A 26,868-nucleotide genomic window follows, 5' to 3' on the forward strand; every position below is an offset into this window, starting at 1 on the left:
TGCTTTCGCTGATTGAACAACCCTCTCAGACTGCACCATCAGGATGAGCAAGCTTCCAAACACGTTCCGGCGTAAGGGGCAAATCCATTATTTGGGCATTGAACGGAGCCAACGCATTTGCGACCGCGTTAACTATAGCCCCGGGCGCCCCTATCGTTCCACCCTCTCCGCATCCCTTTATGCCATGAGCAGATAGCGGCGACAACGTCTCGATGTGTCCAAGCTCAACGTGCGGAATATCCGCTGCGGTGGGTATCAGATAATCCATGAAGGAGGTCGTCAACAGTTGGCCGGCGTCGTCGTAGCGAAACTGCTCGAAGATAGCCATTCCGATCCCCTGCGCTATCCCACCGATGATCTGCGCATCCACGATGACGGGATTGACTCTCTTGCCACAGTCCTCGACTACCACGTAGCGGAGAATCTTTATCAAACCAGTTTCCCGGTCGACCTCTACCTCGACGACATGAGTCGCGTTTGCGTAGCAGGAAGGAGGAGGGTCGTAGTAGTACGTCGCCTCGAGTCCCGGCGCCTCATCCGGAGGCATATTGTAGATAGAGAAGACGGCCGTTCTCGCGATTTCCTTGATGGTGATGGATTTGCCTGGTACGCCCTTAACGCTTACTTTGCCGGCTTCGATTTCAAGGTCGGTTGGACTCACTTCCATCAAGTGACCGGCAACGCGCAGAATCTTTTCACGTACTTTCTGCGCGACATTTACCACCGCTCCACCGCCCGAGACAATGCTGCGGCTGCCCCACGTGCCCCAACCGTAGGGCGTCATATGAGTGTCGCCCTGCACGAAGGCGATGTCCTTGACCTCGAGGCCTAACTGATCGGCGGCAAGTTGGGCGTAGGTTGTGGCGTGGCCCTGGCCATGCGAGAAAGTACCGACGCTGAGCACCGCGCCACCACTTGGGTCGATGCGCAGGTTCGCAGCCTCATACGGAGAGTGTTGGATGCCGTATGGTTTCCAAAAGCGCGAACCAAGGCCGGTCGGCTCGATGTAGGTCGAAATGCCAATGCCTATATATTTTCCCTTCGCGAGCGCATCCTGCTGACGCCGCTTGAAGCTCTTGTAGTCGGCGAGCTCGACCGCCTGTAATAGAGCGTCAGTCGAGCTGCTGCTGTCGTACTGCTCGTTCATTACCGTCGTGTAAGGAAACTCGTCGGGCGCAATCAGGTTCTTGCGGCGAATTTCCACCGGATCAATGCCCAGCTTTGCCGCCGCCAAATCCATGGTGTGCTCGACCACGAAGACTGCACCGGGAAGACCTACTCCCCGATAGGTGCTGAGGCTGACCTTATTCGTGCATACAGTATTAACTTCCATCGAAAAGTTCTTCAGCCGGTAAGGTCCCGGCAGAGATGCTCCAAGATGAAGGGACTCAAAGGGCGCAGGCCATGGGTCCGCGCTGTACGCGCCGGAGTCGCCGATCACCTTTCCCTTCATCGCAAGCAGTGTGCCGTCCTTTGCAAAGGCTATGTCGAAATAAACGATGTCATCCTTGGCGTGGAACGACGACATAAGATGCTCGCGCCGGTCTTCGGTCCACTTCACAGGCTTACGAAGCGCGCGCGCGAAGTAGCAGGTGAGAATTTCCTCGGGGAAGATATGACACTTTAGTCCGAATCCTCCACCGACATCGGGTCCAATGACGCGAAGTTTTTGTTCGGGGAAGTTCATAAGGTCTGCGATTCGGCTACGCACAAGGTGCGGCATCTGCGTCGAGGACCATAGAGTGATTTCGCCTTCGGCATTGATTTTAGCCAGAGTCGCGCGCCCTTCCATCGGTATCGCAGCATGGCGACTGGTGGTGAAGCGATTATGCAAAACCAGGTCGGCTCGCTTGAAAGCTTCGTCTACCTCGCCGATATTGGCGGCAAGCTGCATAATGACGTTGGTGCCAAGCTCCTCATGCAGCAGCGCCGCGCCCGGGAGCATCGCCTGTTCGGGGTCGACCAGGGCAGGAAGCGGCTCGTACTCGACTTCGATATTCTCGGTCGCGTCTTCGGCTAGATATCGGCTCTCGGCGATTACAGCTGCGAGCGGCTCGCCCACGAAGCGGACTTTATCGACCGCCATAGAGTGCCAGGTGCACTGTTTAAACACGCTTTTGGGGAAGACTTCCTCGCGAAACGGAAGACCTAGAGGTTTCAAATGAGGGGCGATCTCGGCGCCGGTAAAAATACGGCGCACGCCAGCCATTTTGCGCGCCTTCTCGATATCGATCTTCTTGATTTTCGCATGCGCATGAGGACTGCGTACAAATGCTATGTGCAAGGTACCCGGGAGCTTGACGTCGTCGACATAGTTTGCCGAGCCCAACAGAAAGCGCGGGTCTTCGACTCGCCTGACACTCTGTCCTACGAGCTTACCTGCTCCCATTCCCGATCCTCCGATAGCACTTATACTTCAGTTCAAAAGCGCGGCCTGCGTTGCGCGCATCCCGAAGTCCTTAGCCGCCAAGAAACGATAGTATTATTTCGTTGAAGGCGGCAGGTTGTTCGGCATAACCAATGTGACCGGCGTTCTTCAGGGTATGCAGATCGACACCCTGGATTCCTTCAGCGAGTGCGTAACCGGCTTGAGGTGGAATGACCCGATCGGTATCTCCGACGATGACCAGAACGGGCATTTGGAGCCTGGAAGACTCCTTGCTCAAGTCGAATCCACTAAGGCCTTCGGTCAGAACCCTGGCATAGGCTTCGCGATCGTTTGCTGCGATCATGGCGACTAGCCAGTCGAATATCCTTGACTGCTTGCCCTCGGCGAGGGCTTGTTCCGCCACCAGCTTTCCATAGTCCGTCATAGACATTTCTTTCAAAGCCTTGAGGCGAACTTCAAGGATATCGCGCGGGATACTTGACTTGGCGGCAGTATGGACAAGCATCAGACTGGTTATTCGCTGAGGGCTTCTTAGCGCCATCGCTTGACCGATGAACCCGCCCATTGAAGTGCCCAGATAATGAAACTTGCTGACGCCGAGCTTGTCGGCTAGATGAAACAGATCATTGGAAAATTTTTCGATCGAGTAGCTGCCAGGACTTTTAGGCTTGCCCGAAAGGCCGAAGCCACGTAAATCAACAGCTACAACGTGGAACCGATCGCCAAATTCGACCTGATTGATCCAAAGCCGCGAACTGGCCCCGAGTCCGTGCACCAGAAGTAAAGTTTCGCCGGTACCCCACTGACGAACTGCCAAGCTTAGTTCGCCAACACTCACCATTTCCGCTTCTGAAATCGGTTTCGTCACGGATACTCACCCCACTATTGGCAACCGCCCTGCCGGACCTTGAATTCAACGAGCTGGTGCTCGCATGTCTGCCGGAATGATTTCGCCTTTTTTCACGATGAGTTCGTCATCCAGGTAGAGCGTGCAGTCGCGCATCGGAAGATCCATATGGCACGCAGTATCGTTATTGCCGCCCAGTTCAGTGTTAGGACCAGTCGAGAACAGCACGTTTCCATAAAAGGCGCGACCGTCCATTCCTATACCGCCTACTCCGGTCGCATGGCTGGTCCAGACGGCAGTATGGTTAAGGCCCCATCCGATGTGAGACACGGCGTAGGCTTTCGGATCCCTGAAGCTAGCCATGTAGTCCGAGACCAAACGTGCATCGAGTCCTCCCTTGGTGTCGACTATGTAGCCTTCTCGAATAGTGAACTCGATAGGATCGCGAACATAACTCTTGAACGGATAGATTATATCGCCTTGCGCCATCACTACTTTGCCATTGACTCCATCCTCGCTGGCAGAAGTAGCCAGAAATCCGCCCGGCCAATGATCCCACCTTCCTGGAGTGTCGGTATATCCGTATTCGGTAAGAACACCGTATTTTCCCAGGTCATAGATCACATCGGTCCCAGCTTCGTTCGTGAATCGCAGATGCTTTGCTTTCTTTAGCCGGCGTTCACCGGCTTCAACTCTCTCCCTCAGTTCCTTGGTGGGGAACATTCGGGTTAAAACGTCCAATGGTTCGACCACGAGCAAAACCCGCGTCCCCGCAGCCTGAATCTCTTGCTGCTCCCTGGAGAATAACAGGAGGGCCAGATCGATCATGAGATCGGCTTGTTTGAGCGCCTCAATCGCTGGACGATTACCGTTGAGGCAATTGAGACCCAGGTTGCCGAATTTAGCGTCCAAGCCGACATTCGCTGACAACGCATTTACGTTGTAGGTGTTAGCGCCCAAAGCTTTGGCTGCGGACATGAACGCCGTGGCGTACTCATTATTGCTGCCTTGCTCCGATAGTACCGCAACGGTCTGCCCTTCCTTGACGCCGCAAAGCACGAGTTCCTTGCGGAAGAGGTTGATCGTATCGCTCATATCCAATCCGTTGCTCATACACTTACCTCCCTGGTGAGGTTGGTTGGCGAGCTGGATCACTCGAACCAGAGATCGCGAGCTTCATTATCGCTCAGCCATTGAGGAGCCTGGGTTTGAGCGACGCCAGATCGCTTTTGATTTCGGGGCGCGGCGTAACTTCGCCTTCCTTGATAAACTTGACCAGATCGTCCGCGGCAGTGCTCAGCAGCCTCCATGTAGTTTGCGCCGCCCATGCAGCCTCGTCTTGTTGCAGCTGGCTTTGGCAATACTTCGTCACGACGTAGCGGCCGGTCATGCCATGGAATGATTCCTCATCCCATTGTGCTTCAAACACCCAGCGAACGATCGGATCTTCGATGACTTTGATCGCGGCTTTCAAAAGCTGCGGAAAGGTCAAACACTCCGAAGCCATCTGCTCACCGGCGTAGAGCGTGGTGAAGTTGAAATTGCCGAGATGCTCGAGCCACATTTCGAAGTTGAGCCATCCCGGAACCGGCCTGCAGTACGGATGAGTCCAGAGTTCCTGCTCGCTTTGCACGAATCCTTTGCGGATACACGCGTCGGCATAGAGCTTTCCGTGCCGCGACTCATCGTAGAGCTGGCGCGCCAGGAACATTTCGACGTCGCGATATTTGCCGCTCGGATCGCGGGGGATGGCGTTCCACCACGATCGGGAAAAATTTGCGATTACGGGCGCTTCGATAAACCAGAATTGCCCGAGCAAGCGAAACTGCTGGTCGTCATTGAGGTTCGAGTAATTTTCGCAGGTCGACTCGTAGGTAGCCTGCGCGATCGGTTTGGCGAGCGCCTCCATCTCTCTGAAAAAGTCTTTTCCGCGCATTAGCGATCCGCCTCTTAAGGAATCGAAACGAATTTAAGTTCCTGGGTCTCGTCAAAGGTGCCGGGCACGATCGCGCCTGGTACCGGGCAATAAACGTCGCACGGCGCCTTGCCGGGTCCGGCGCACCAGCGGCATTTGTCAGCGAGAATCGCGTAGTGATGCCTGACGGTCGGTGCGCATACGACCGCGCTGAACGGACAGGTTTCGCGACAAACACCGCAGTCGATGCAGGTGTCGATGTCTATTACGAGGACCTTTTTCATCGCAGGCACCGAAGTGAAAACGCTTCTGCACTGATCGTTACAGAGTTCTGCACTGGTCGTTACAGTAGCTAACACTTTTTGAATATGTCAAGGCGCCCGCCATAGTTCAGATGGCGAGTGCGCTTGAGCGGAATTCGATTGCGGACGGCGCGAGGGTCGAACCTGCGAAGCGACTACGGCGCCTGGCGGTCGTTAGGGCCGAGCTTGGCGAGGTAACGTATCACTTCGATGAGTGGGACCACGTCGCCGTACTTGTGGTCCATGTCGAACAGGCTGGCATCGTGCGGCTCCCGGGCCCGATCTCCCACTCCCTCGACCACGATTATGGGACGAAAGCCGTGCGAGACCGCGTCCACCACACTCGCGCGCACGCATCCGCTGGTCGTGCAGCCGGTCACGAGCAGAGTATCGACCGCCAGCGCGGTCAAGGTCGACGCCAGATGAGTAGCAAAAAAAGCGGACGCATACTGCTTGGTGATAACGAGGTCGCCCGCCTCAACCGATAAGCGTGGATCGATCTCGACCAGGTCCGAATCAAGCTTTAAAAGGCGCAAGCTCGGAGCCTTGCGGGCCCACAAACCGGCGTCAGCCTGTCCATTTGGATTGTAACCGGTAGTAGTAAAAATCACGGGCCATTGGCCTCGGCGAACCGTCGGCAAAAGCTCGCGAATCGCGCCGACCTGGGAAGCCAGGTTCCCGGCCAATGGAGACTTTTCCGGATCGGTGAAACCGATCTGCATGTCGACTACCAGCAACGCCGGGCGTGTACCAAAGCCGATTCGATTTCCGAAGCCGCTGTTACGCAGGATTTCTTCCTTGTTCTCAGTTGCCATTACTCGCATCCTTTTCGAGGGTTAACCTTATGCTGCAACGTAGCTCACGCGATCGCAACTGCGATCATTCCCGCGTCCACTCCTTCTTGCCCTTCGTGAATGTTGACTGACTGCACGGTCCCATCCTGAGTCGCCTCGTGCGGCACTTCGGTCTTCATCACCTCGAGAATAAAAAGCACGTCGCCGGCCTTGACGGTATCGCCCGGCTTAACCAGCACCTTCCAAACGTTACCTGGAACCTGCGTGATGACTTCTTCTGCCATGCGATGAATCTAAAGAATGCTGCTTTCAGTGCAAAGGGCGTCGATCTTGCGCCGCAGCGCTTGCGCCTGTGCAACGCTCTGCTCGACGAAGCGCAGGATTTCCGCGGGCCTCGCCTGGGCCAGCTTCCAAAACGCCGCCGAAGGAACCGTGTAAGGATTGATGAACCCGCCCATACTAGGTCCGTCGTTGACGAGTATGATCGGCGTCTGGCCACCAAGGTTGATCGCGCCGATAGGATAGCCCTGGTCGATGATGTTCGACGGCTCGGAGCCATGCTCAGGCGCTTTGTCCGTCGCCTTGGACGTGAATGTCCATTGCGGTCCTTCGAGACGAAAGCCCGTGCGATCGCTCTTGGAGGAAAGCTTCCAGTCGCTCGACAAAAAGCGGTGATGACCATCCTGATCGATCCAATCGTCGTTCGGTCCGCGCACTACCTCGATGTTCCACTTCTTGCCGGTGGCGAATGAAGGACGCGCCTCAGGCTTGAGTTTGCGCCCTGCCCGCCCGTTCCCATTTCCCACTGGTACTATCTGCCCCGCCTTGAGTGCGTGACCTTCGATTCCGCCAACGCCAGCCTTATGAAAGGTTGAGCAAGAGCCGAGCCAGGGGGGAGTATCGATACCGCCGGCAACCGCGATATAAGCGCGCGCACCCACGACGGCAAAGCTGAGAGCGAGGATCTCGCCGGCCTTAACCGCTATGCTTTCCCACATCGGACAGGGTTTGCCATCGAGCGTCGGTTTCATGTCAGCGCCGCCGATAGCTATAACGCCCGCGTCGCGAAATCTGAGCGTCGGGCCTACGAACTGGCATTCGAGAGCAGCGGCGCCGGGCAAATTTCCGACCAGCAAATTGGTGAGACGAAAGGACCAGTCATCCATCGGACCCGACGGCGGAAATCCCTGCGCCCAATAGCCTATGCGGCCAGGATAGTCCTGCACCGAAGTTTCCAGACCTGGTTTAACGACGTCGATCATGACTGCTTAGAAGCGACGGTCCTTGGCCAGACTTCCAATCCAGGACTTGTAGTCCTTGACCGAGAACTTCTGGTATTCGACGACATTGTAGACGTAGGTTCCCTCCTTGACCCTTGCTTCGATGAACTCGAACTCCTGTTCGTCGATCGGTACGAACTTCACCCGGTCGCCCGCGCGAAACAACACGATACTGTCGTGAAAGACAGGGAAGCGCTTCTCGTTATCCCAGATAGGGACGGGAGTTCGCGCAAAGATCTGATAGCCGCCCGGGGTTGCCACCGGGTAGATCGCCGTCGAGGCGCCGCCCATTCCTACGGTGCCTTGGGGTGTCCAGGTACGCGGCGGATTGTACTTCGGTGCGGTGATGGCGCATCGGGGATCGAGCGCCATCATGAACGGCAGTCCCGGCCAAAAGCCCAGCGCAGCTACCCAATACTCGGTGCCCGAATGAACCCGCACAAGCTGACTGGTGTCAGCGAGTCCATTGATACGAGCAACGAATTCCGGATCCGGTTCCTTGACTTTGATCTTGTGGCAGTAGTCCTGGACGCATTCGCGCGTCCATCGATCCAGGTAGGTGGTCGGAAGATAAATGAGTCGTGAGTTAAGTACGATGTCACCTGAGGGCCCGAGCGATCGAATCAGAGCGGTCATCTCGCGGCGCAAATCCTCGAACGAGACCTTGTCGGGATCGTAGCGAATCAGTAACGACGCAAAACTCGGCGCTGTCTCGACGACACCAGCGATCTTTTGCGATGCGATCATTGCTGCGAGGCCCTGCGCGATGAAGTTCAGTTCGAGATTCATCTCGTTGCCAAACTCGATGAGCACGAAGCGGTCGCCGCCCGGCAGAAATTTTGGCTCGAGGTAAATCAAACGCGTGTTCCCACAGCCGGCGTCTACTCAGCTCGTCAGCAGCTCGCTCATATAGGTATCGACGAAACGCGTAAAGGTGTTGCCGGCGCGGAATTCCGGATGGACCAAAAGCTTGCGCAAAAAACCGATGTTGGTTTTCGGTCCGTCGATTCGGAAGCGGTTCAGGCCGGTCGTCATCGAGTCCAGTGCCGCCTCCCGGTTCGCGCCATGCGCGATCACTTTCGCAATCAGCGGATCGTAAAAGTAGGTAATCGTGTCGCCCTCGCGAAAGCCCGTGTCGATTCGGATGCCCGGCATCGAGTTCGGAGCTTCGAATACGGTGAGCCGTCCCGGCGACGGCAGAAAATTTCGGGAAGGATCTTCGGCGTAGATTCGGCACTCGATAGCGTGACCGGAGGCCGCGATGGAGGCTTGCGTCAACCCGTGCAGCGCGTCACCTGAGGCAAGCCGGATTTGCAGCTCGACGAGATCGAGGCCTGTGATCATCTCCGTCGCAGCATGCTCGACTTGAATCCGCGTATTCATTTCAATGAAATAAAACGAGCCCTTCGAATCGACCACGAACTCTACCGTTCCGACGCCGGCGTAGCGCTCCTGCCGCACGAGTGCGGTGGCAGCCGCAGCCATTGCGTCTCGTACCGATGGCTCGAGTCGTGGAGCGGGACTCTCCTCGACGATTTTCTGAAAGCGCCGCTGAATCGAACATTCGCGCTCGAAGAGATGCACCGAGCGGCCTTCGCCGAAGCCAAACAGCTGGATCTCGATGTGACGCGCGGGCTCGATGTAGCGTTCCAGATAGACTCCGGGATCGCCGAAAGACTTCGCCGCAAACTCCTGGGCAGTCCGCACCGTCTTCTCGAGCTCCGAAGCTTGATCGACGCGCCGCAGCCCGATCCCTCCGCCGCCAGCTGCCGCCTTTATCAACAGCGGATAGCCAACTTTCGCGGCAGCCTCGGCTAATCGATCGAGACTTCCCAGCATAAACCTGGTGCTACCGCTCAAAACCGGAACCCCGGCGGCCTGAGCGAGCATTCGGGCTCGATCCTTGTCGCCCATGTCGTCGATTGTTTGCGGTGTGGGACCAACCCAAACGAACCCAGCTTCAATCACTGCCCGCGCAAAGTCGCCGTCCTCAGAAAGAAAACCGTAGCCGGGATGGATCCCGTCGGCGTTCGCGAGTTTGGCGGCCTCGATGATCCGATCGTAACTGAGATAGCTATCCCTGGCGGCCGAAGCACCCACGTGCTGAGACTCATCGGCGAGACTTACGTGCATTGAGGTCTTGTCGGCGTCCGAATAGATCGCAACTGTTTTGATAGCAAGTTTTCGGCAACTGCTGATTATGCGGCATGCGATCTCGCCGCGGTTGGCGATAAGAATTTTGCGTAGGTTGCGGGCCATTGCTCCCCGACTGATCCGATCACTTTAGTCGAGATAATTTGCGAGGCACTCGTGCACCGCCTGGGCGACTTCAACCGCGCCGGGTGTATCTGAATGAACGCATACGCTTTCGACGCGGACGCCTACGTCGGGACCATCGATCGATTTGACGACCCCGTCTTTGATTGCTCGCAAGACGCGCTCAGCCGCCACTTTCGGCGCAACCGCCGCATGCTCCCGCGTGATGATCAGGCTGCCGTCCCTGGCGTAGTCGAGATCGGCATAGAATTCCGCGATGAAGGCTACGCCCTTGGCCGTATATATTTCTTCCTGAAGCGTGCCCGACATACCAACTAGCGGTACTCCGAAAACCATAGCGGCTCTTGCGATGGCGCTCGCGACCTCGGCCGAACGCGCCGCCATGCCATAGAGAGCGCCGTGCGGCTTGATGTGATTCAGCGGCACCCCTTCGCGCTCGAGGAACCCTCGCAGCGCCCCGACCTGGTAGATGATGCAGTCGGTTATTTCGTCGGGATGTATCTGCATCTCGCGGCGTCCGAATCCGACGAGGTCCGGGAGCGAAGGGTGTGCGCCGACTTTAACCTTGTGCCGTTTGGCCAGTTGCACGGTTTGCGCCATCACGGATGGATCGGAGGCGTGAAAGCCGCAAGCCACATTGGCAATCGTGACAAACGGCATGATCGCGACGTCGTTGCCCATTTTGTAGATGCCGAAGCTTTCGCCCATATCGCAGTTGATTCCAATCGCCATCGCGTCGTCTCCATTATCTCGGACGAAAGATCTTTGTCGCCAATTTACAGAAAGGTCGTGCTTTCGTCTTGTCGAGGTACAAGTTGCATGCTACGGATTCGGTGGTTCGTTTTTCCCTCAATCGATGATGGCCCCGCCTAAAAACCTCTCCGCTACGGATCGGGTTCCAATTTCGGCGGGTCCAAACGCGTATTCGTGGTCGAGGATTCTTGGTGGCTCCGATCGCGGCCGCCGGGAATTCAAGGACGTGCGGACGGCACCGTCTTTGTTGTCGATTCGTACGTTTTCAATCACTTTGATGTCCGTTAGGAGAATTTATGGCCGAATTTCAGAACGACAGGGAAGTGGACATCGATTATTCGGCAATTCCGGTTCCGTATAACGCGCGGATGCCGAGAGGCGCCCTCACGATGGCGTGGTGGGCGATGTGCAGCGCGATGTTCTGGCTGGTGGTGGCAGCAACCCTCGCGGTGAATTTTGGAACGCAGAACGCGCTGCTAGGCCTCGGGCTGTCAGCAATAGTCTACAGCCTGGTTAACGCCGTGATCGTCCGGTTTGCGATTAGAACTGGCCTCTCGGTGGCGCTTTTCTCCCCCATTCTGTTCGGCGAAGCGGGGGCGGCGATTGCGACAGTTATTTTCTTCGCGACTGCGATTTACTACGGAGTATTCGAAGGATCGGTTATCGCGGTAGCAATACATTCGTTCGTTCCCGCTATCAGTCTGACGTTTGTGTACCTAATCGTGGTCTCGTACAGCGTTCTCCTGATTTTCGGCAGCGTCCAACGCTGGCTCGACAAGTTAAACGGCGTGCTTCTGCCGTTCTATCTGGTGGGACTTTTTGGCGCAGTCGCCGCCGCCATAGAAAAAGTCGGGTTGACCTCGACCTGGCTACACATGGGTCCGAATTCAGGCGCCGCGAGCGTGACAGGAACATGGAGCAGCTTTACCTACTTGATGGGTGTATGGATCGTCATGATGTATACATTTGACTATGCACGACTAGGCAAACTGGAGGATATTGAGTATCACGCGAAAATCAATTTCGGTTGGCTATTCTATGTATTCATCTTTTTGATCAATGGGACCGCCGGCATATTCCTGGCGGGAACGATGGGTACCCATGGCAGCGTTTCTGAGATTTCGGTGGTCTTCTCGCTGTTGGAATTGATGGGGGTCTTCGGATTGCTCTTCATTTGGGTGAGCCAGACGCGAATCAATACGGCAAATTTTTACCTCGCCACTACCAATATGCATGCCTTCGGCGAACGGATTCTGCACATTCATATCTCGCGCTTCGGATGGGCGATCATCGTGGGCGTAATTGTCTTTCTCTTGATGCTGACCAATGTATTCAGCTACATACTCCAAGCCCTTGCGTACCAAGGGATCTTCGTCGTCGCGTGGGTCGCAATCGCGGTTGCGCACATGCTGCTTCATCCGGCCGATGAAGCACTGGACACAGAGAGCCTGTCCAATGCGGAGGTTCAATCGTTTCACGCACAGGGGCTGATCGCCTGGTTCGCGTCGTCCGCAGTCGGAATAATTCTGGCGAATATGAGCGGTATGGCGGCGTCATTTTCCGCACCAACCACCGCAGTGCTGGCCTTCTGCGTGTATGCACTAATGCTGGCGAGGATGAGAAAGCAACGATACGCAGAAAAACTCGAAATGCAAAATTAGTCAATGGAAAAAAGTTTTTTATGCAGTGCGAGTTCTTGACACTCCTCTACGCTGTGACCTACTTTCGATCCAGTTAAGAAATTTTAACCCTTTTGGGGTGCAGAATTCATGGATTTGAGTGACGTTTTGGAATCTATCCAAACGGTCCGCGCGCCGGCGGCCACGGAAACCGTCGTCGGCGTCGAGCGATTGTTGCTCGATATCGCGAATCTTCTTGCAACAAAACTCGATCCTGAGTCGTTGTTCGAGACGATCGCGCAGGTTCTCGGCCGGCTTTTGAAGATCGATCGCGCGAGCTTGGCCATTTACGATTCCCGACGAGATCAGTTCGAAATCGTAGCGTTGGCACTGCAGGAAGGAAGCCATGTCGGCAAGGGGTGGTTTATCCCCCACTGCGGCAGCAGGGTTGGACAAGTTTTCGATTCCGGTCAGCCATGTTTCAGCAGGCTCGAGGCGGCCAGCGCTTTCTTCGAAGACAAACCTCTGGTCAGGGAAGGAATGCATGTGAGTTCGATCATCCCGCTGATGATCGAGGGAAAGCCGATTGGATCGTTCAACGTCGATCGCAAGCATGAGGAATCGTTCGACAGAGATGAGATTTCACTGCTGATAAGGATCGCCGACCAGATCGCGATCGCGGTGACGAATTCGCGCAAGTTCGACGAAATGCGTATTCAGAAAGAAGACCTGCGACGCCAAAATGCGTATCTTCTGGAACTGGCACAAAAATCGTCGAAGACCGATCTACTGCTTCTCTGCCCATCCTTACGAGCGGTTCGCGAGCGTTTGGTAACCACCGCCAAGGTCGATGCGACGGTACTGATCACCGGCGAAACTGGAACCGGGAAAGGCGTTCTGGCGCGAGCGCTGCACGATTGGAGCGGGCGCCGCGACCGTCCGTTCGTCGTCTGTGATTGTGCCGCTTTGACCACAAGCTTGATCGAGACTGAACTGTTCGGCCATGAGAAGGGAGCATTCACCGGGGCCAGCTCGCGCCGCATGGGCCGTTTTGAGCTCGCACAAGGCGGCACCTTAATGCTCGATGAGGTGGCCGAAATGCCACCCGAGATCCAGTCCAAGCTCCTGGGGGCTCTTCAAGATCGGCAGATATATCGAGTTGGGGGGACCAGTCCCGTCAAGGTCGACATTCGAGTGATCGCGGCGACCAACCGGGATTTGCAGGCAGAGGTTGCGGCGGGACGGTTTCGGCAGGATCTGTTCTACCGGCTTAACGTCGTGAGCCTGCACCTTCCGCCACTGCGCGAGCGGATCGAGGATGTGCTCGCGCTGGCCGAGCATCTCGTTCAACTCTATGCGCAGAAGTTCGCGCGCAACATCCAATCGCTTAGCCCCACCGCACGGGCCATGATGCTTGGCTATTCGTGGCCCGGCAACATTCGAGAGTTGGAGAACATCATTGAGCGAGCGGTCCTTCTGAACAACGGTCCTATGCTCGAGATCGGAATCGAATTGGACTCCGATCTGAAATCGAGAAATTCGCAAAGCGGCCATTGCCATCCTGATTACGCTTCGGGAAAACTGACGCTGCAACAAATGGAGCGGCGCTATATCTGCGAAACACTGGATACGACTGGATGGCGGATTTCCGGACGGAAAGGAGCAGCTGAAATTTTGGGACTGCATCCGAATACGCTGCGCAGCAAGATGGAACGCCTCGGGATTAAACATCCACCGCCGGCGGCCTGATAGCGGCGGAGACCGTCGAAAGACTCATTTCTGGCGCTTCGCCTCGGACAGGCGATGCATCGCGTCGTCGACTTGCTCTCCTCGAAGTTTCGCACCTGTGCGTTTCTGAAGAGATTTCATCGCCTTTTCAAACTTTGCAGGCTCTTCCAGAAATTCCGTGGGCCGGTATCGCAGAGCCTCATCGTCATTCGAACCGATAGAGTCGCTACGAATGCTGAATCCGGACATCAAGCGGATGAGCCGCGGGGATCCGCAGGCTTCGCATCGTTTGGGTTCGCGATCCCCCTTCAGCATGAGGATGCTCCTGAGCGCGCCGCAGCGCCCGCAGCTGTATTCGAAGATCGGCACTCGATCCTGTTTTACCGGCGACCGCCAGCGAGCCCGCGCGTGGTCCCGACCTCCCTCGCGCGACGGATCTCTGGCCGGGCAATTCGACTACGCGCAAGCTTGGCCTTGCCGTTAGCGCCGCTGGTATTGTTCGCGCCCGCTTCGGGGGAAATCTGAATGTACTTTTTCCCCCACTCATGACCGGTTGTGCCTCCGTCCCATGACACGATGCGGACCGGCTTAAGCCTGATATAGATACGCTCCCAGTCCTTACTCTTCTCGATATAAGCACGTCCTTCGTTTCTTCCGAGATAGCGCGTGGCCATCCGACGTCCCATCGGTAACCAATCTTTTCCTGTTTTTATCAGGCGCGCGGGACCTTGCATGTAGACGCGCACGTAAGGAATCTCGCGAGTCGCGACTGAAACGGCGGCTTGCGGGTTTCTTCTCAAATTTTCTACGTACTCGGCCTTGGGCTTGCTGACGACCCAGAGATGAGTTCCGTCCCATTCGTACCAGACAGGAACCAGATACGGTCGTCCGTCGCGGTCCAAGGTCGCGAGAGTAGCAATCAGATTACTACCTTTGAGAAAGCGGTCGAGGCGAGATTTACTTAGTACCGCCATTTATTTATCTATTCCGTGTATAGTAAGTTGACTATCTATTAACTATCCAGCCCATTCATTCAGGCAAACCGCATCTGGGTGAGGAACATGGTAATCGCGCTGTGCAAGCTTTACTAACGATGGGTAATCGTCATGGACACGATATCCTAGTGAGTATAGCTTCATCAGCGTCGAATAGTATTCCGCGTAAATGGGAATAGTAATCGTAGTGCGACCCAGCGAGCGCGCGAAAGTTTCGCACGCACCGACCAGGACGGCGCCGTCCTCCTGACTGCAGCGGCGCGAGTCCATCGCCAGAATTCTGATCCGGAGATTTTGCGCGTCACTTGCGGGATATAGCCCGACCGTCTCATTGAACGTGTAACACAGCGCGAAACCGCAAACCGCAGAGTCTTTTTCGTAGGTCAGACAGGTCCCGATGGGATACTTCCGCAGCAGCTGGACTTCCTTGCTGAAGTCCAACCCGTCTTCGAGCGTCCCGCTGATGCGCTTGATTTGCGACAGCAGCTCGTCGGAAGGTTCCTTGACCGCCTTAACGTTCGATGGGAGATTCCGGCCTCCGGGCGGTACCGACTTTTGAAGCCGGAGCGTCAAGCTAAACAGTCGGAACCCGAGCTTGGTATAAAGGCCGAGATTGTAGGCAGTCTCGGGCATTGTCTCGAGCCCAATCGTGGTGCAGCTAGATCGCTCCATGTACTCGATCGTCGCTCGCACTAAGGCTTTGCCGACGGCGGTACCCTGGTAAGCGGGAACGACGCCGAACGGTCCGAAGAAGCCAACTTTGCCGAAGGTTCTTGTGAAAATGTAGCCAACGGGTTTTCCGCTATCGTCGAGAGCGACGAATCCGCCCTGCGGGTCCCCGTCGAGGTAGGTCCCGTAGACGAGCCGCTTGCTGGGGAACTGAATTGCGCGGCCGAACTTTTTGGTTGCCCAATTCGACCAGGCTTCAACGTCGATTTCGTCCATCGCGTCGAACCGATCTGCAGTCATTGGAACAATGGACGGCATGATCTCGCCTCCTACAATCCGAGAATCGCGGCCAGATTGGCTCCCATGATCCGGTTCCGGGCATTATCAGGAATCCGCGACACACGTATGCGCTCGAGCTCCATCGCCGGATCGTTGACAGGTGAGTTGCTACCGAAAATGACGCGGTTGGGAGAAACCTCCAGAACCGAGCGTTCGATTAAACCTTCGGTTCCAGTTTCGGGTATGCCGCTGGTTTCGATGTAGACACTTTCCGTTTCCTTGACCACCAGCAAGCAATCGAAGATACCCAGTCCGTGCATTGCCAACTGACCGCCATGCTCCATGATGATAGTCAGTTCAGGAATTCGCTCGGCAAGGTCACCGACTTGAATCGGCGACGAGAGGCACGGATAACCGGAGACGACCAACGCGGGCATCCTGGCGGCGGCGCATTCCTTGAAGAAATCCAATACCAAGTCGGAGTTGATCACAAATGCCTGTTCGAACGGATCTACCTTGACGCCACGAAAACCCTCGCGCTGGCAGGCTTCCAGCTCCGCGACCGATTTCATGCCGAGCCGAGGATCGATTCGCGCGAATCCGATCAGGCGCGGATTTTTGGCGACAATTTCAGAGAGTGTGTGGTTTGCGCGGCGCAGGTCCAGATCGCGCGGCGTGAATGAACTGACGATCGAACGATCGATTCCGAGAGCGTCCATCCGGGTCAGCAACTGCTCGGCGGTGGCACGAGGGCCATACAGACTCTCACCCAGGCTGGTGTTCGCGTCGAAAATCATCGATTGCTGTTCAGCTTCAAGCCCATGAGCCGCGCGATATTGCGCGAGCACACGAGTTCTTTCTGGTCAGGCGTCAGGCCGGCATGGTCGAGTTTGTAGCGTTCGACTTTAGGGTGAATCGCCGGCATATCGGTGCCGAAAACCACGCGCTCAGCACCGACTGCCCGTACTGCTTTTTGAATGATATCCGGCAGGGGATTTCCGCTTGGTTCGAGATATACGTTCGGATACTTTTGCGCGACCCGTAGCGCGTCCTCCCAGAAGAAAGTGCCACCCATGTGGCCCATGATGATGTCGGTATCGGGACAAGCCTCCGCACACTTACCGATTTGAAGCGGCAGCGCATTGGGCTCGTCTCCACTATGGAACAGCACTGGAACGCGAAGCTCGCCGGCAAGACGCACAAACTCGATGACGGCAGGGGCATTGGGCGGAAGAATGATGGTAGTGGGATGCAATTTCAGGCCGCGGATTCCATCCTCGCGCACGGATCGTATAAAAAGATCGCGCGCCCGATTTCCGTACCACGGATTGATCCTTAGATAGCCGGCAGCGATGCGCTCAGGATCGGAGCGAAGTGCGGCGACGAACCGCGGATATGCCTCGTCGTCGTCGCCGGGAATATCGGCCAACCCTGTAATGCAGGCCTTGTCGATACCGCCCTCAGCCATGATCCCGAAGAGCACCTCGGGCGTATGAATCCACCCGAAGCGGACGTCGCAGTGCGCGTGGGCATCGATGATCATTGGGGGTCGCTGCGCTGCTTGTTTTTGGCAGCCTGGATATAGTTCCAGACGCGATTTGGAGTGAGCGGCATCTCCATCACGTGGACGCTCAAACCCGCCTGCCGCAAAGCGTCGTCGATGGCGCCCGCAACGGCAGCCATCGGTCCTGAGATTCCTGATTCACCCGCGCCCTTCGCGCCGAGCGGGTTGAACGGCGAAGGTGTTTCCTCGTGCGCGGTTTCGAAGTTGGGCAAATCGACTGCGGTCGGCATGGTGTAGTCCATGAAACTCGCGGTCTGGAGCTGTCCGGCTTCGTCGTACACCAGATTTTCGAACAACGCACCTCCCAGCGACTGCGCAAAAGCACCATGAAGATTGGCGTTCACGAGCATCGGGTTGATGAGCACTCCGGCATCGTGCACGCTGAGCAGCCGCAGCACCTTCACCATTCCGGTCTCGATGTCGACGCGAACGATTGCGATGGTAGCGCCGTTGGGCCAAGTGGAATAGAAATTCAGCCGACCTTCGGGATCGGGCTGCTTGTTCATCGCATCGAAGTTGCCGTGGCGAAAATACCTGGTGGTGTCGAGACCGGGTTCCTCATCGCAGGCGGCCAGGGTGAACGCTTCACGATAGATGACGCCCGCCACGTCGGCGAAGCTCACAGACCGCGAGGGAGCGCCTTTGACGACGATTTTGCCGTCCTCGAGTTCGAGATCTTCCGGCGATACTTCGAGCATTCGCGCCGAGACTCGCGAAATCTTATCGCGGATTTCCCGGGCGGCGAGCTTGGCGGCAGAGCCTCCGAAAATCACGCTGCGTGAACTCGAATTTCCCAAGCCGAAAGGACACGTATCGGTGTCGCCCTGGACGACCGTGATGCTATCGGGCGAAATACCAAGTTCGTCGGCGACAATCTGAGCGATTCCGGTTTCGTTTCCGCATCCCGGCGAGGTGACGCCGGTCATTATAGTCACTTCGCCCTTGGGGCTGACCTGGACGCGGGTTCCGTCGTAGGCGGAAAGCAACGACGATTTTGGAATGCAGCCACCTTCGGGAGTGAGTTCGTAAGCCAGGCCGATTCCGAGAAGCTCGCCGCGTTTCCTGGCGTCGGCTTGCAGAGTCGGAAAACCACGCCAATCTCCCGCCTTGAGAATATTGGCCATCACGCGCTGGTAATTTCCGCTGTCGAGGCTCGCACCCGATACCTGTTTGTAAGGAAATTCGTTTGGTTGAATAAAATTGCGAAGTCGAACCTCGGCGCGATCGAGTCCGGTGCGTTCGGCGACGAGATCCATCATTCGCTCGAGCATGAGCATCGAAGCCTCTTTGCCGTAGGCTCGATAAGCGTTCCACGGACATTTGTTGGTTACGACCGTGAGGCGCTCGACTCTAACGTCAGGGATCTTGTAGACCGCCGGAATCAAAAATGCGGCGACGTTTGCCATACCCCAGCCGCACAACGCCGAGGGAGCGCCGACGTCGGCAAGGAGTCTAACCTTGAGCGCGGAGACACGACCATCTTTTTCGTAGCCCGCCTCAAACGCGAGCCGCATCTCGCGCGCATGGCCGCCGGCGAGCAGATTTTCGGTTCGCTCCTCAATCCATCGGATAGGCCGTCCAAGCTTGATTGCGAGATAACAGATGAGAGGTTCTTCGGGATAGGTCGGGAGCTTCAAGCCGAAAGCGCCACCGACATGCGGTTCGATAACCTGGATCTGGCTTTCGCGCATGCCGAGTATTTCCGACAGAAACAAGCGCAACGAATGCGGCGACTGGGTCGAGGCCCAAAATGTCAGCTTGGAGCGATACCGATCGTAGCTGGCAAGATATCCACGCGGCTCGATCGCACCTCCGGTATAGCGTTGAGTGCGAACGTCCCCGCGTACAATCCCGGCCGCAGATTTTAGCCGCGCGTCGGGATCGCCGTGGACTTCAATCCTTGAACTCAAGATATTGTCGCCCCATTCATCGACGACCAGAGCGCTGCCTGCTTCAAGCGCCTTCTCGGGATCAACAACCGGGGGCAAGTCCTCGTAGACCACGCCGATCAATTCGGCGGCATGCTTCGCGGTAAAACGATCCTCGGCGACAACTGCCGCGACCGGCTCACCCGAGTATCGAACCTTGCCAGTCGCCAGCGCATAGAGTTCGAATTTCTTCTCACCCAACGCGGGACTGTGGGTGGGAATTGGTTTGGTGTTGCGGATGATCTCATCGCCGGTGATCGTCGCGATAACGCCGGGGAATTGGTCCGCAGCCTTGGTATCGATCGATTTGATCCGGGCGTGCGCGTATGGACTGCGCACGATTGCGAGGTGACACATCCCGGGCAATGTGATGTCGCCGACGAAAGTGCCCTTGCCGGCGGTTAAGACTTGATTAGTCTTGCCGGTAATTCCTTTGCCTATGTACTTCACAGGGCCTGGCTTTACCTTTCGCGAATTATCGAGACGCGGGCGCCTTGCCGTTCTTGCTCAATCGCTTCGCCGCATCCTGAATCGATTGGACGATAAATTGGTAGCCGGTGCAGCGGCAAAGGTTCCCGGAGATGCCGTGGCGGATCTGGTCTTCGCTGGGATCAGGATTGTCCTTGAGCAGTTGGATCGTCGATAGGACCATCCCCGGAGTGCAATAGCCGCACTGGAGTCCCTGGTTTTCGACGAATGCCTGCTGGATCGGATGCAACTCGTTCGCGCTAGAGCTGATCCCCTCGATCGTCAAGACTTCCTGCCCATTGGCATCCGCCGCGATAATGCAGCATGACTTCACGGTCTCGCCGTTCATGATGACAGTACAGGCGCCGCAGTTGCCGGTGCCGCATCCGATGTGAGTGCCGGTGAGCCGGAGTTCCTCGCGCAGCATGTCAGCGAGGATCATGCGGGTGTCGACTTCGACTTTGTATTTTTTCTTGTTTACTGTGATCTCAACCGGAGTTTTCATGGTTTTATAGTTTCCGTGTGTTTGCGTTTCGTTGATCGAATTCAGGAAATTTTCGTCGCGGCTTCCTTGATCGCCCGCTGTGCAAAGACGCGCGCCATAGCGCGGCGATATTCGGTATCACCGTTGAGGTCTCCGTACGCGTCCTTCGAAGCTCCATACGCAGCTTCGGAGATGGCCTTGAGGCTCTGATCGTTGACGCCTTTGCTGACCTGTTTGGTAACGTCAACCATCACTGCCCTGTCCCCGATGCCGCCCATAGCGACTCGCGCCGACTTGAACCCCTTCTCAATAACGGCAGCCGCGTTGACAATGGGAAAATTTCCTTCTACGCGATGTAGCCGCAGATACGATGATCCCGCGCCGGCAGGCAACTTGGGCACGTGAATCTCGGAGAGAATCTCGCCCGCACCCACCGCGGTCTGCATCAGGCCGGTAAAGAAATCAGCGGCCTTTACCATCCTGTCGCCCTTGGAACTCTGAATCCGGAACTGAGCGCCCAGGACCAGCATGACCGGAGGATAGTCGGCCGCCGGGTCTGCATGCGCCAGGCTCCCGCCAATCGTTCCGCGATGGCGCACCTGTACGTCACCGATTCCATGCGCGGCAATCGCCAGTAGCGGGACGTGCTTTTTGATCAACTCGTTTTGCGCGACCGCCTCGTGCCGGGTCATCGCGCCGATTCGAATGACGTCTTTGGCATCGTTGACGAAGTTCAGATCAGCTATGTGATTAAAACTGATAACTGCCTTCGGGCGGACGAGCCCCAGAGTCATCATCGGCACCAGACTCATTCCGCCGGCGAGAACCTTCGCGTCGTCACCGTAGCGATCGAGCAATGCGATCGCTTCGGAGAGTTTCTTAGGAGCGCAAAATTCAAATTCTTCGGAAATCATCGTTTAACTCCTCATGCTCGTTGTTGCTGCGCCTGCCGAATTTCCTGCCAAACACGATCGGGCGTCAGCGGCATTTGGTCGAAATCAATTTTCAAGTGGCTGAGCGCATTTTCAACCGCGCTGCATATCGCGCCCAAAGGAGCGGTGACGCCCGACTCGCCGACGCCCTTGCATCCAAGCGGATTGAATGGCGAGCGCGTCTCCTGATGCTCGACCTCAAGGCTTGGAGCGTCGACCGCGGTCGGAATCGTGTAATCGAGGAAGCTGGCGGTTTTGAGTTGCCCGGATTCGTCGTAGACGAGATTCTCAAACATCGCTCCGCCCAAACCCTGAATGATGCCGCCGTGCAAATTGGCCTGTGCCAGTAGGGGATTTATCAACACGCCAGCGTCGTGGACTGCGCAATATCGCAGCAGCTTGACGATTCCCGTCTCCGGATCGACTTCTACCACGCAAGCCGAGACACCGTTCGGCCATGACGGATATGAGCTGAATCGGCCGTCCACTTCCGGTTGATGGTAGACGTTCGGATGCCGAAAATAACGCGTCGCTTCGAGACCCGGCTCGACGCCGGAAGCAAACTTGCCGTAGCAATCGCGATAAACTGTGCTCGCAACGTCCTTGAACAGGACGTACCTACTGGGGGCTCCCTTGACGTAGATTTTGCCATCTTCGCTGTCGACGTCGGCTGGCGCAACCTCGAGCATCTGCGACGCCACCTTGAACATCTTCTCGCGGATATCGTTTCCGGCGACCTGGGCCGCAGCTCCGCCCATGATGATGCTGCGAGAGCTGTAGTTGCCTAATCCATACGGGCAGGTGTCGGTGTCGCCCTGGATGACTCTGATAGTCTTGACGTCGACACCCAGCGTGTCTGCGACAATCTGAGCGATGCCAGTTTCGTTTCCGGAGCCGGGCGATGTGACTCCGGTCAGGACTGTAACCTGGCCTGAAGGATTGACGCGCACCGTGCAACCATCATAGCCGGACAGCAAGGTGGACTTGGGCATCGAGCAGCCCTCGGGAGTCACTTCCTGGCCGATTCCCAAACCGATCCAGCGGCCTTGCTTTCGCGCATCCGCCTGCAACTTTGGGAAGTCCTTATAGCCGACGATGTCCAGTACCCGCTTGAGGGCTTTCGGGTAGTTACCACTGTCGAGCATTGCGCCCGAGACCTGTTCGAAGGGAAACTCTTCTGGCTGGATGAAATTCTTCAGGCGAACTTCGGCGCGGTCGATACCAGTGGCTTTCGCGACGCCATCCATCACGCGATCCATTAAGAACGATGCGGCTTCCTTACCGTAGCCACGATACGCATTCCATGGGCATTTGTTGGTCACGACCGTGAAGAGCTGAACGCGGCAATTGGGGATCTTGTAGCAAGTAGGTATGCAGTAGGAAGTCACGAAGGACTGGCCCCATCCGCATAGTGCTGACGGCGCGCCGACGTCGGCGATAACCTTTGCGCGAAACCCGATAACGCTGCCGTCCTTCTTGTAGGCGACGTCGTAGTGTAGCCGCGTTTGCCGGGCATGACCGCCGACCAGAAGATTTTCGTAACGCTCTTCTATCCACTTGATAGGCCGCGCGAGTTTGCGGGCCAGATACGCGATGAGCGGTTCCTCCTGAAAGGTTGGTATCTTGAGCCCAAAACCGCCGCCGACGTGAGGCTGAATCACGCGTATGCTGGTTTCGGGGATACCTAGTGTCTCGGCCAGGAATACTCGCATAGGATGCGGATTTTGGGTTGACGCCCAAACCGTGAGCATGTCCTGGTAAGGATCGTAGTTCGCTACATATCCGCGTGGCTCGATAGCGGCGCCCGTATAGCGCTGGGTATTGATGGTACCGCTTAGAGTGCCGTCGGCTTCGGCGAAGGCTTTATCGAGATCGCCGCGGATGAAATCGCGCGTCACCATCACGTTGCTGTCCCAGTCCGGTTCCACAAGCGGCGCCCCGGGCTTCATGGCCTCTTCGGCGTCGTAGGCCACAGGCAATTCCTCGTAGTCAACGTCGACCAGGTCGGCGGCGCGGCGCGCGGTATACTTATCCTCCGCGACTACCGCTGCGACCGCTTCGCCCACGTAGCGGACATGTTCAGGGCAGAGCGCATAGCATTTGACATTCTTCGCGCCCATCGCAGAGGTATCATAGGCCTCCATGATCGGACGCATATTTTCGATTACTTCCTTGCCGGTTATTACATAGACAACACCGGGAACCGCCTCTGCGGGTTTGGTGTTGATACTCTTTATGCGGGCATGTGCGTATGGGCTTCTGACTACTGCCATATGCAACATACCATCCAATGTCACATCACTGACAAATTGTCCCTTACCAGCTACGAGCTGGCGAGTAGGCAATCCCAAAACGTCTTTACCTATATACTTCACAGCGTCTCTCCCTAGATCGACATTACCTAGACTTCACCCAGGACCTTGCATAGTGCCCGCAACGAGGGAAAATCATGCGCTGGCAAAAAATAGTCGACATAAGGTAACGCGGCCTTCATGCCGGCCGTGATGGGCGCATATCCTTCAGTCCCGAGCAGCGGATTAATCCACACGATCGTGCGGGTCCGACGACGAACAGCCTGCATTTCTCTTCTGATTACGGCGGAGTCTCCCTGATCGTATCCATCGCTCACGATTATTCCGACGGTGTTGCTGGCTGAACCAGCCATAAGCAGTTCGCGATTGAATCGTCCGAGTGCGGCGCCTATGTCGGTTCCACCCGACCAGTGACGCGCTACCGCGGCTACCTCGTCGAGGGTGCGGTCGAGGGAATGCTGACGCAGCGCTCTGGTGATTTCCGTAACGCAGGTGCTGAACACGGCCGTGCGCGAATTCTTGAAGCCCTTTTGCAAGCCTAGCATGAGCTGCAACAGGAACCCGCCGTGCGTATCCATCGATCCGCTGACATCGAACAGTAACGCCAGTCTGGTCTTACGAATCTTTCGGCGAGTACGTGCGAGCTGAAGTATTTCGGCGCCATATTTGATGTTCTTCCGGAGCGAACGCCGCAGATCGACTCGGTGTCCACTTTGCGACGGTACCCGTCTTCGGCTAGGACGAGTCGCAAGCCGGCGCTGCATTTCGCGGAGAATCGCGGCAAGATCCAGCGATTGACCTGGCCATATCGCGATCAGTTTCTTGTCGCGCAGAACTTCGTCGCGGCTGAATTGCCGCGGACTGCCGGCCGTATCCGGGGGCGTCTCCGGATAGTCCTGGCCCGGATCTTCGGGGTCGGCTTCGAGCTCTGTCGGTGCCTGCTGCTTCTCGACGCTAACCTCTTGATCCCAATACGCTCGAAAGTACCGCTCGAATATCTCTTCCTCTTCCCGGCTCGCCGCGAGATTCGCGCGCAGTGCCAGTCTGAATTCTTCGCGCCGCTCCAAATGAATGAAAGCAAGGGCGCGGAACACGTCGATTATCCTGCCCGGTGTCACATTGAGGCCGGCGTCTTTCAACAGCCTGCAAAACTCGAACAGTCTGTCGGCAAACTGACGCGACGCGGCGTCCACCGCGGAATCTGCGGGCGTGAGGGCGTCGTAAAGATTGTTAGCGGTCTCTGCCACGGCTTCCTTGTCTAGTTCTCAGGGATATCGCCGGCCAAAAGCCTCGCGCCGCCGATAGCGGTGAGACGTTCGACATCATCTTTATATTTCAGAATGCAGCCGGCGGTTTCCTCGAGCATCGAAGGTTCAACCTGCGAGACTTTCAGACCAACCAGAGCGCGGGCCCAGTCCAATGTCTCCGCCACCCCCGGGCGCTTGTAAAAGTCGATCTTCCGTAGCGTGGACATCAGATCGCAAATCTGTTGCGCGAGCTGATCGGAAATGCCCGGCACTTTGCGAACGACGATCTCCCGCTCCTTGCTTGCGGGCGGATAGTCAATCCACAAATACAGGCATCGGCGCTTGAGCGCGTCATTGAGTTCACGGGTACGATTCGAAGTCAGCACTACGAAAGGAGGATGGGTGGCGACAAACGTGCCGAGTTCGGGCACGGTAACCTGGTAATCCGATAACACTTCGAGCAGGAATGCCTCAAACTCTTCGTCGGCCCTGTCAACTTCATCGATTAGTAGCGTCGCCGGTCCTCCGCCACGATGACGAATAGCGCGCAGTAATGGTCTCGGCAGCAAGAACTCCTCGCTGAAAATCGTATGCTCAAGGGCTCCCTCCTGCTTGCCGGCTTCCGCCATACGAATCGCCAGAATCTGTTTGGCGTAGTTCCATTCGTAGATGGTGCTCTGGGCGTCGAGTCCTTCATAACACTGCAAGCGGACCAATTCGGAATTGAGCGCGCGCGCCACCACTTTGGCGACGTCGGTTTTCCCGACTCCAGCCTCGCCTTCCAGCAGGATCGGCTTGTTGAGCTGAGCCGCAAGCATCACGGTGAGTGCGAGCGGGCGGTCGGCGATATAGTTTTGACGGGCGAAAGCATCCTGCACGGCTTCCACGGAACCGAAAATACTTTTCGCTTTCTGCTCGTCTTTCAGATTTTCAGCCATTACTCAGTCTCAACCGATTGGAAACAGTTAGGATTAAACGTCGGCCTTTGCTGGCAACTGTCGCGCGTGGCTATGGCGCCACGTCGGCCGCGAGCCAGCGTCCATAGCCCGGCTTCGCCAGGATTTTGTTATCCTTCATGATCATTTCGCCGCGCAGCCAGGTCGCAACCGGCCAACCGGTCATTTCCTTGCCTTCGAAAACGCAATAGTCAGCCTGGGTGTGAAGGTTCTCGTTTTTGACTTTAACTTTTTTCTTAAGATCGACCATTACCAGGTCGGCATCCGAACCGATCGAGATACAGCCCTTGCGCGGAGCAAGACCGTAAATCTTGGCCGGATTGTAACAACAGGTTTCAACCACTCGCTCAAAAGAGAGCCGACCCTTGTTAACACCTTCACTCAACATGACCGGTAGCATCGTCTCGACCGCAGCCATTCCGACATGCGCCGTCCAGAATTCCTTCTTGTGCACTTTCTTGCACGGAGCGTGATCGCTGCCGACTACACTCACGCTGCCGTTTTTGAGCCCTTCCCATAATTGTTGGTTGTCCCACTTTTCGCGAAGCGGCGGATTGACTTTGCCCAGGATGCGTCCGTAGGCCTCGTCCTTGGTAAGCACCAGGTACTGTGGACAAGTCTCGGCAGTGACGTTGACTCCTTCCGCGCGCGCCCGCGAGATCATTTCGGGGCCTTCGCCAACGGTCATGTGCACCACGTAGAGCGGGCACTTAGTCATTCTCGCGAGTTGAATACAATGCGCGAGACTGTCGAGCTCACAAATCTTGTCGCGCACATCACCCCATTGGAAGTTCTGATTCTTGAGCTTGAGGTACTCGTGCTTCCGGCGCTCGAAAATCTCGACGTTCTCGGTGTGAACGCGGCTGAAAACCCGATAGCCCTTGGCGGCCAACTCGGCGACCTTGCGCAAGCCAAGGTAGAGGATGCCGTCATCGATGCCCGGCATCCCATCGAGCGCCTCGGCGCCGCGATAAGGAAGCAGGAACTTGACCGCGGGCATGCCAAACTTCACCAAATCCGGGATCGCCGCCACATCGTCTTCGGAAAAAATAGCGGCCGTCATGTTGAGATCCACGACACCGTTATCTTCATACACCTTGACGAATTTTTCTGCGTTCTTGAGGAGACCG

The 26,868-nt window shown here is 56.5% G+C and carries 25 protein-coding genes and 1 pseudogene; 3 read left to right on the forward strand and 23 right to left on the reverse strand.

Features of this window, described 5'->3' with window-relative positions; all coding sequences use genetic code 11:
• Window positions 1–25: 25 nt before the first annotated feature.
• The 11 genes from WB650_RS24030 to pxpA all read right to left on the reverse strand — a co-directional run bounded on the left by WB650_RS24030 (window position 26) and on the right by pxpA (window position 10,536).
• Window positions 26–2,389, reverse strand: a complete 2,364-nt coding sequence (locus WB650_RS24030; RefSeq protein ID WP_423962332.1) for a xanthine dehydrogenase family protein molybdopterin-binding subunit — start codon at window positions 2,387–2,389, stop codon at window positions 26–28.
• 70 nt (window positions 2,390–2,459) lie between these two features.
• Complete coding sequence (locus WB650_RS24035) at window positions 2,460–3,257, reverse strand: alpha/beta fold hydrolase (protein WP_423962334.1); 798 nt, start codon at window positions 3,255–3,257, stop codon at window positions 2,460–2,462.
• Between the two features lie 45 nt (window positions 3,258–3,302).
• Complete coding sequence (locus tag WB650_RS24040) at window positions 3,303–4,349, reverse strand: leucyl aminopeptidase (RefSeq protein WP_422301757.1); 1,047 nt, start codon at window positions 4,347–4,349, stop codon at window positions 3,303–3,305.
• Window positions 4,350–4,422: 73 nt separating this feature from the next.
• Window positions 4,423–5,172, reverse strand: a complete 750-nt coding sequence (locus tag WB650_RS24045) for a hypothetical protein (RefSeq protein WP_422301755.1) — start codon at window positions 5,170–5,172, stop codon at window positions 4,423–4,425.
• 14 nt (window positions 5,173–5,186) lie between these two features.
• Window positions 5,187–5,435 carry a 4Fe-4S binding protein gene (locus WB650_RS24050; RefSeq protein WP_422301754.1) on the reverse strand — a complete coding sequence of 83 codons (249 nt, stop codon included), beginning with the start codon at window positions 5,433–5,435 and terminating at the stop codon, window positions 5,187–5,189.
• 173 nt (window positions 5,436–5,608) lie between these two features.
• Window positions 5,609–6,268, reverse strand: a complete 660-nt coding sequence (locus WB650_RS24055) for an isochorismatase family protein (protein WP_422301752.1) — start codon at window positions 6,266–6,268, stop codon at window positions 5,609–5,611.
• 44 nt (window positions 6,269–6,312) lie between these two features.
• Window positions 6,313–6,531 carry a biotin/lipoyl-containing protein gene (locus WB650_RS24060; RefSeq protein ID WP_422301750.1) on the reverse strand — a complete coding sequence of 73 codons (219 nt, stop codon included), beginning with the start codon at window positions 6,529–6,531 and terminating at the stop codon, window positions 6,313–6,315.
• Between the two features lie 9 nt (window positions 6,532–6,540).
• Entirely contained in the window at window positions 6,541–7,509 is a 969-nt protein-coding gene (locus tag WB650_RS24065) for a biotin-dependent carboxyltransferase family protein (RefSeq protein WP_422301748.1), read from the reverse strand.
• Between the two features lie 6 nt (window positions 7,510–7,515).
• Window positions 7,516–8,385 (reverse strand): 5-oxoprolinase subunit B family protein, encoded by an 870-nt coding sequence (locus WB650_RS24070; protein ID WP_422301746.1) that lies wholly within the window; start codon window positions 8,383–8,385, stop codon window positions 7,516–7,518.
• Between the two features lie 27 nt (window positions 8,386–8,412).
• Window positions 8,413–9,786 (reverse strand): acetyl-CoA carboxylase biotin carboxylase subunit, encoded by a 1,374-nt coding sequence (locus WB650_RS24075; protein ID WP_423962337.1) that lies wholly within the window; start codon window positions 9,784–9,786, stop codon window positions 8,413–8,415.
• A gap of 24 nt (window positions 9,787–9,810) precedes the next feature.
• Window positions 9,811–10,536 (reverse strand): 5-oxoprolinase subunit PxpA, encoded by a 726-nt coding sequence (gene pxpA, locus WB650_RS24080; protein ID WP_423962339.1) that lies wholly within the window; start codon window positions 10,534–10,536, stop codon window positions 9,811–9,813.
• Between the two features lie 317 nt (window positions 10,537–10,853).
• Here pxpA and WB650_RS24085 point away from each other — a divergent pair, with 317 nt between their 5' ends.
• The 3 genes and pseudogenes from WB650_RS24085 (at window position 10,854) to WB650_RS24095 (ending at window position 13,925) form a co-directional block, all read left to right on the forward strand.
• Window positions 10,854–12,218, forward strand: coding sequence for a purine-cytosine permease family protein (locus WB650_RS24085; protein WP_423962340.1), 1,365 nt, complete (start codon window positions 10,854–10,856; stop codon window positions 12,216–12,218).
• Between the two features lie 108 nt (window positions 12,219–12,326).
• Window positions 12,327–12,806, forward strand: a pseudogene (locus tag WB650_RS24090) (GAF domain-containing protein); the annotation flags it as partial.
• A 51-nt stretch (window positions 12,807–12,857) separates the two neighbouring features.
• A complete protein-coding gene (locus WB650_RS24095) occupies window positions 12,858–13,925 on the forward strand; it encodes a sigma-54 interaction domain-containing protein (RefSeq protein ID WP_423962349.1) in 1,068 nt (355 codons plus the stop codon).
• 24 nt (window positions 13,926–13,949) lie between these two features.
• On the opposite strand, the gene WB650_RS24100 is transcribed toward WB650_RS24095, so the two are convergent.
• From WB650_RS24100 to WB650_RS24155, 12 genes are all read right to left on the reverse strand, one after another.
• Window positions 13,950–14,273, reverse strand: coding sequence for an FmdB family zinc ribbon protein (locus tag WB650_RS24100; protein WP_422301904.1), 324 nt, complete (start codon window positions 14,271–14,273; stop codon window positions 13,950–13,952).
• Window positions 14,274–14,284: 11 nt separating this feature from the next.
• Window positions 14,285–14,878: a TIGR03618 family F420-dependent PPOX class oxidoreductase gene (locus tag WB650_RS24105; protein WP_422301902.1), complete on the reverse strand. Its 594-nt coding sequence runs from the start codon at window positions 14,876–14,878 to the stop codon at window positions 14,285–14,287.
• A 42-nt stretch (window positions 14,879–14,920) separates the two neighbouring features.
• Window positions 14,921–15,886 (reverse strand): GNAT family N-acetyltransferase, encoded by a 966-nt coding sequence (locus WB650_RS24110; protein WP_422301900.1) that lies wholly within the window; start codon window positions 15,884–15,886, stop codon window positions 14,921–14,923.
• 11 nt (window positions 15,887–15,897) lie between these two features.
• Window positions 15,898–16,695 carry an amidohydrolase family protein gene (locus WB650_RS24115; RefSeq protein ID WP_423962343.1) on the reverse strand — a complete coding sequence of 266 codons (798 nt, stop codon included), beginning with the start codon at window positions 16,693–16,695 and terminating at the stop codon, window positions 15,898–15,900.
• Window positions 16,641–17,390 (reverse strand): amidohydrolase family protein, encoded by a 750-nt coding sequence (locus WB650_RS24120; RefSeq protein WP_422301896.1) that lies wholly within the window; start codon window positions 17,388–17,390, stop codon window positions 16,641–16,643. Before WB650_RS24120 ends, WB650_RS24115 begins: the two co-directional genes overlap by 55 nt.
• Window positions 17,387–19,789 (reverse strand): xanthine dehydrogenase family protein molybdopterin-binding subunit, encoded by a 2,403-nt coding sequence (locus WB650_RS24125; protein WP_422301894.1) that lies wholly within the window; start codon window positions 19,787–19,789, stop codon window positions 17,387–17,389. The genes WB650_RS24120 and WB650_RS24125 overlap by 4 nt, the downstream gene beginning before the upstream one ends.
• Before the next feature lie 25 nt (window positions 19,790–19,814).
• A complete protein-coding gene (locus tag WB650_RS24130) occupies window positions 19,815–20,312 on the reverse strand; it encodes a (2Fe-2S)-binding protein (RefSeq protein WP_422301892.1) in 498 nt (165 codons plus the stop codon).
• A 41-nt stretch (window positions 20,313–20,353) separates the two neighbouring features.
• The gene (locus WB650_RS24135) at window positions 20,354–21,205 is read right to left on the reverse strand and encodes an FAD binding domain-containing protein (RefSeq protein WP_422301890.1); all 852 of its coding nucleotides are present in this window, start codon (window positions 21,203–21,205) and stop codon (window positions 20,354–20,356) included.
• Between the two features lie 11 nt (window positions 21,206–21,216).
• Complete coding sequence (locus tag WB650_RS24140) at window positions 21,217–23,598, reverse strand: xanthine dehydrogenase family protein molybdopterin-binding subunit (protein ID WP_422301888.1); 2,382 nt, start codon at window positions 23,596–23,598, stop codon at window positions 21,217–21,219.
• A gap of 26 nt (window positions 23,599–23,624) precedes the next feature.
• Window positions 23,625–24,782: a vWA domain-containing protein gene (locus WB650_RS24145; RefSeq protein WP_422301886.1), complete on the reverse strand. Its 1,158-nt coding sequence runs from the start codon at window positions 24,780–24,782 to the stop codon at window positions 23,625–23,627.
• An 11-nt stretch (window positions 24,783–24,793) separates the two neighbouring features.
• Complete coding sequence (locus tag WB650_RS24150) at window positions 24,794–25,720, reverse strand: AAA family ATPase (protein ID WP_422301885.1); 927 nt, start codon at window positions 25,718–25,720, stop codon at window positions 24,794–24,796.
• A 70-nt stretch (window positions 25,721–25,790) separates the two neighbouring features.
• Window positions 25,791–26,868: dihydroorotase (locus WB650_RS24155; protein WP_423962346.1), on the reverse strand; the 1,078-nt coding region annotated here is incomplete at its 5' end.

Source organism: Binatus sp. (SeqCode), from assembly GCF_049584895.1.
GTDB lineage: Bacteria > Desulfobacterota > Binatia > Binatales > Binataceae > Binatus.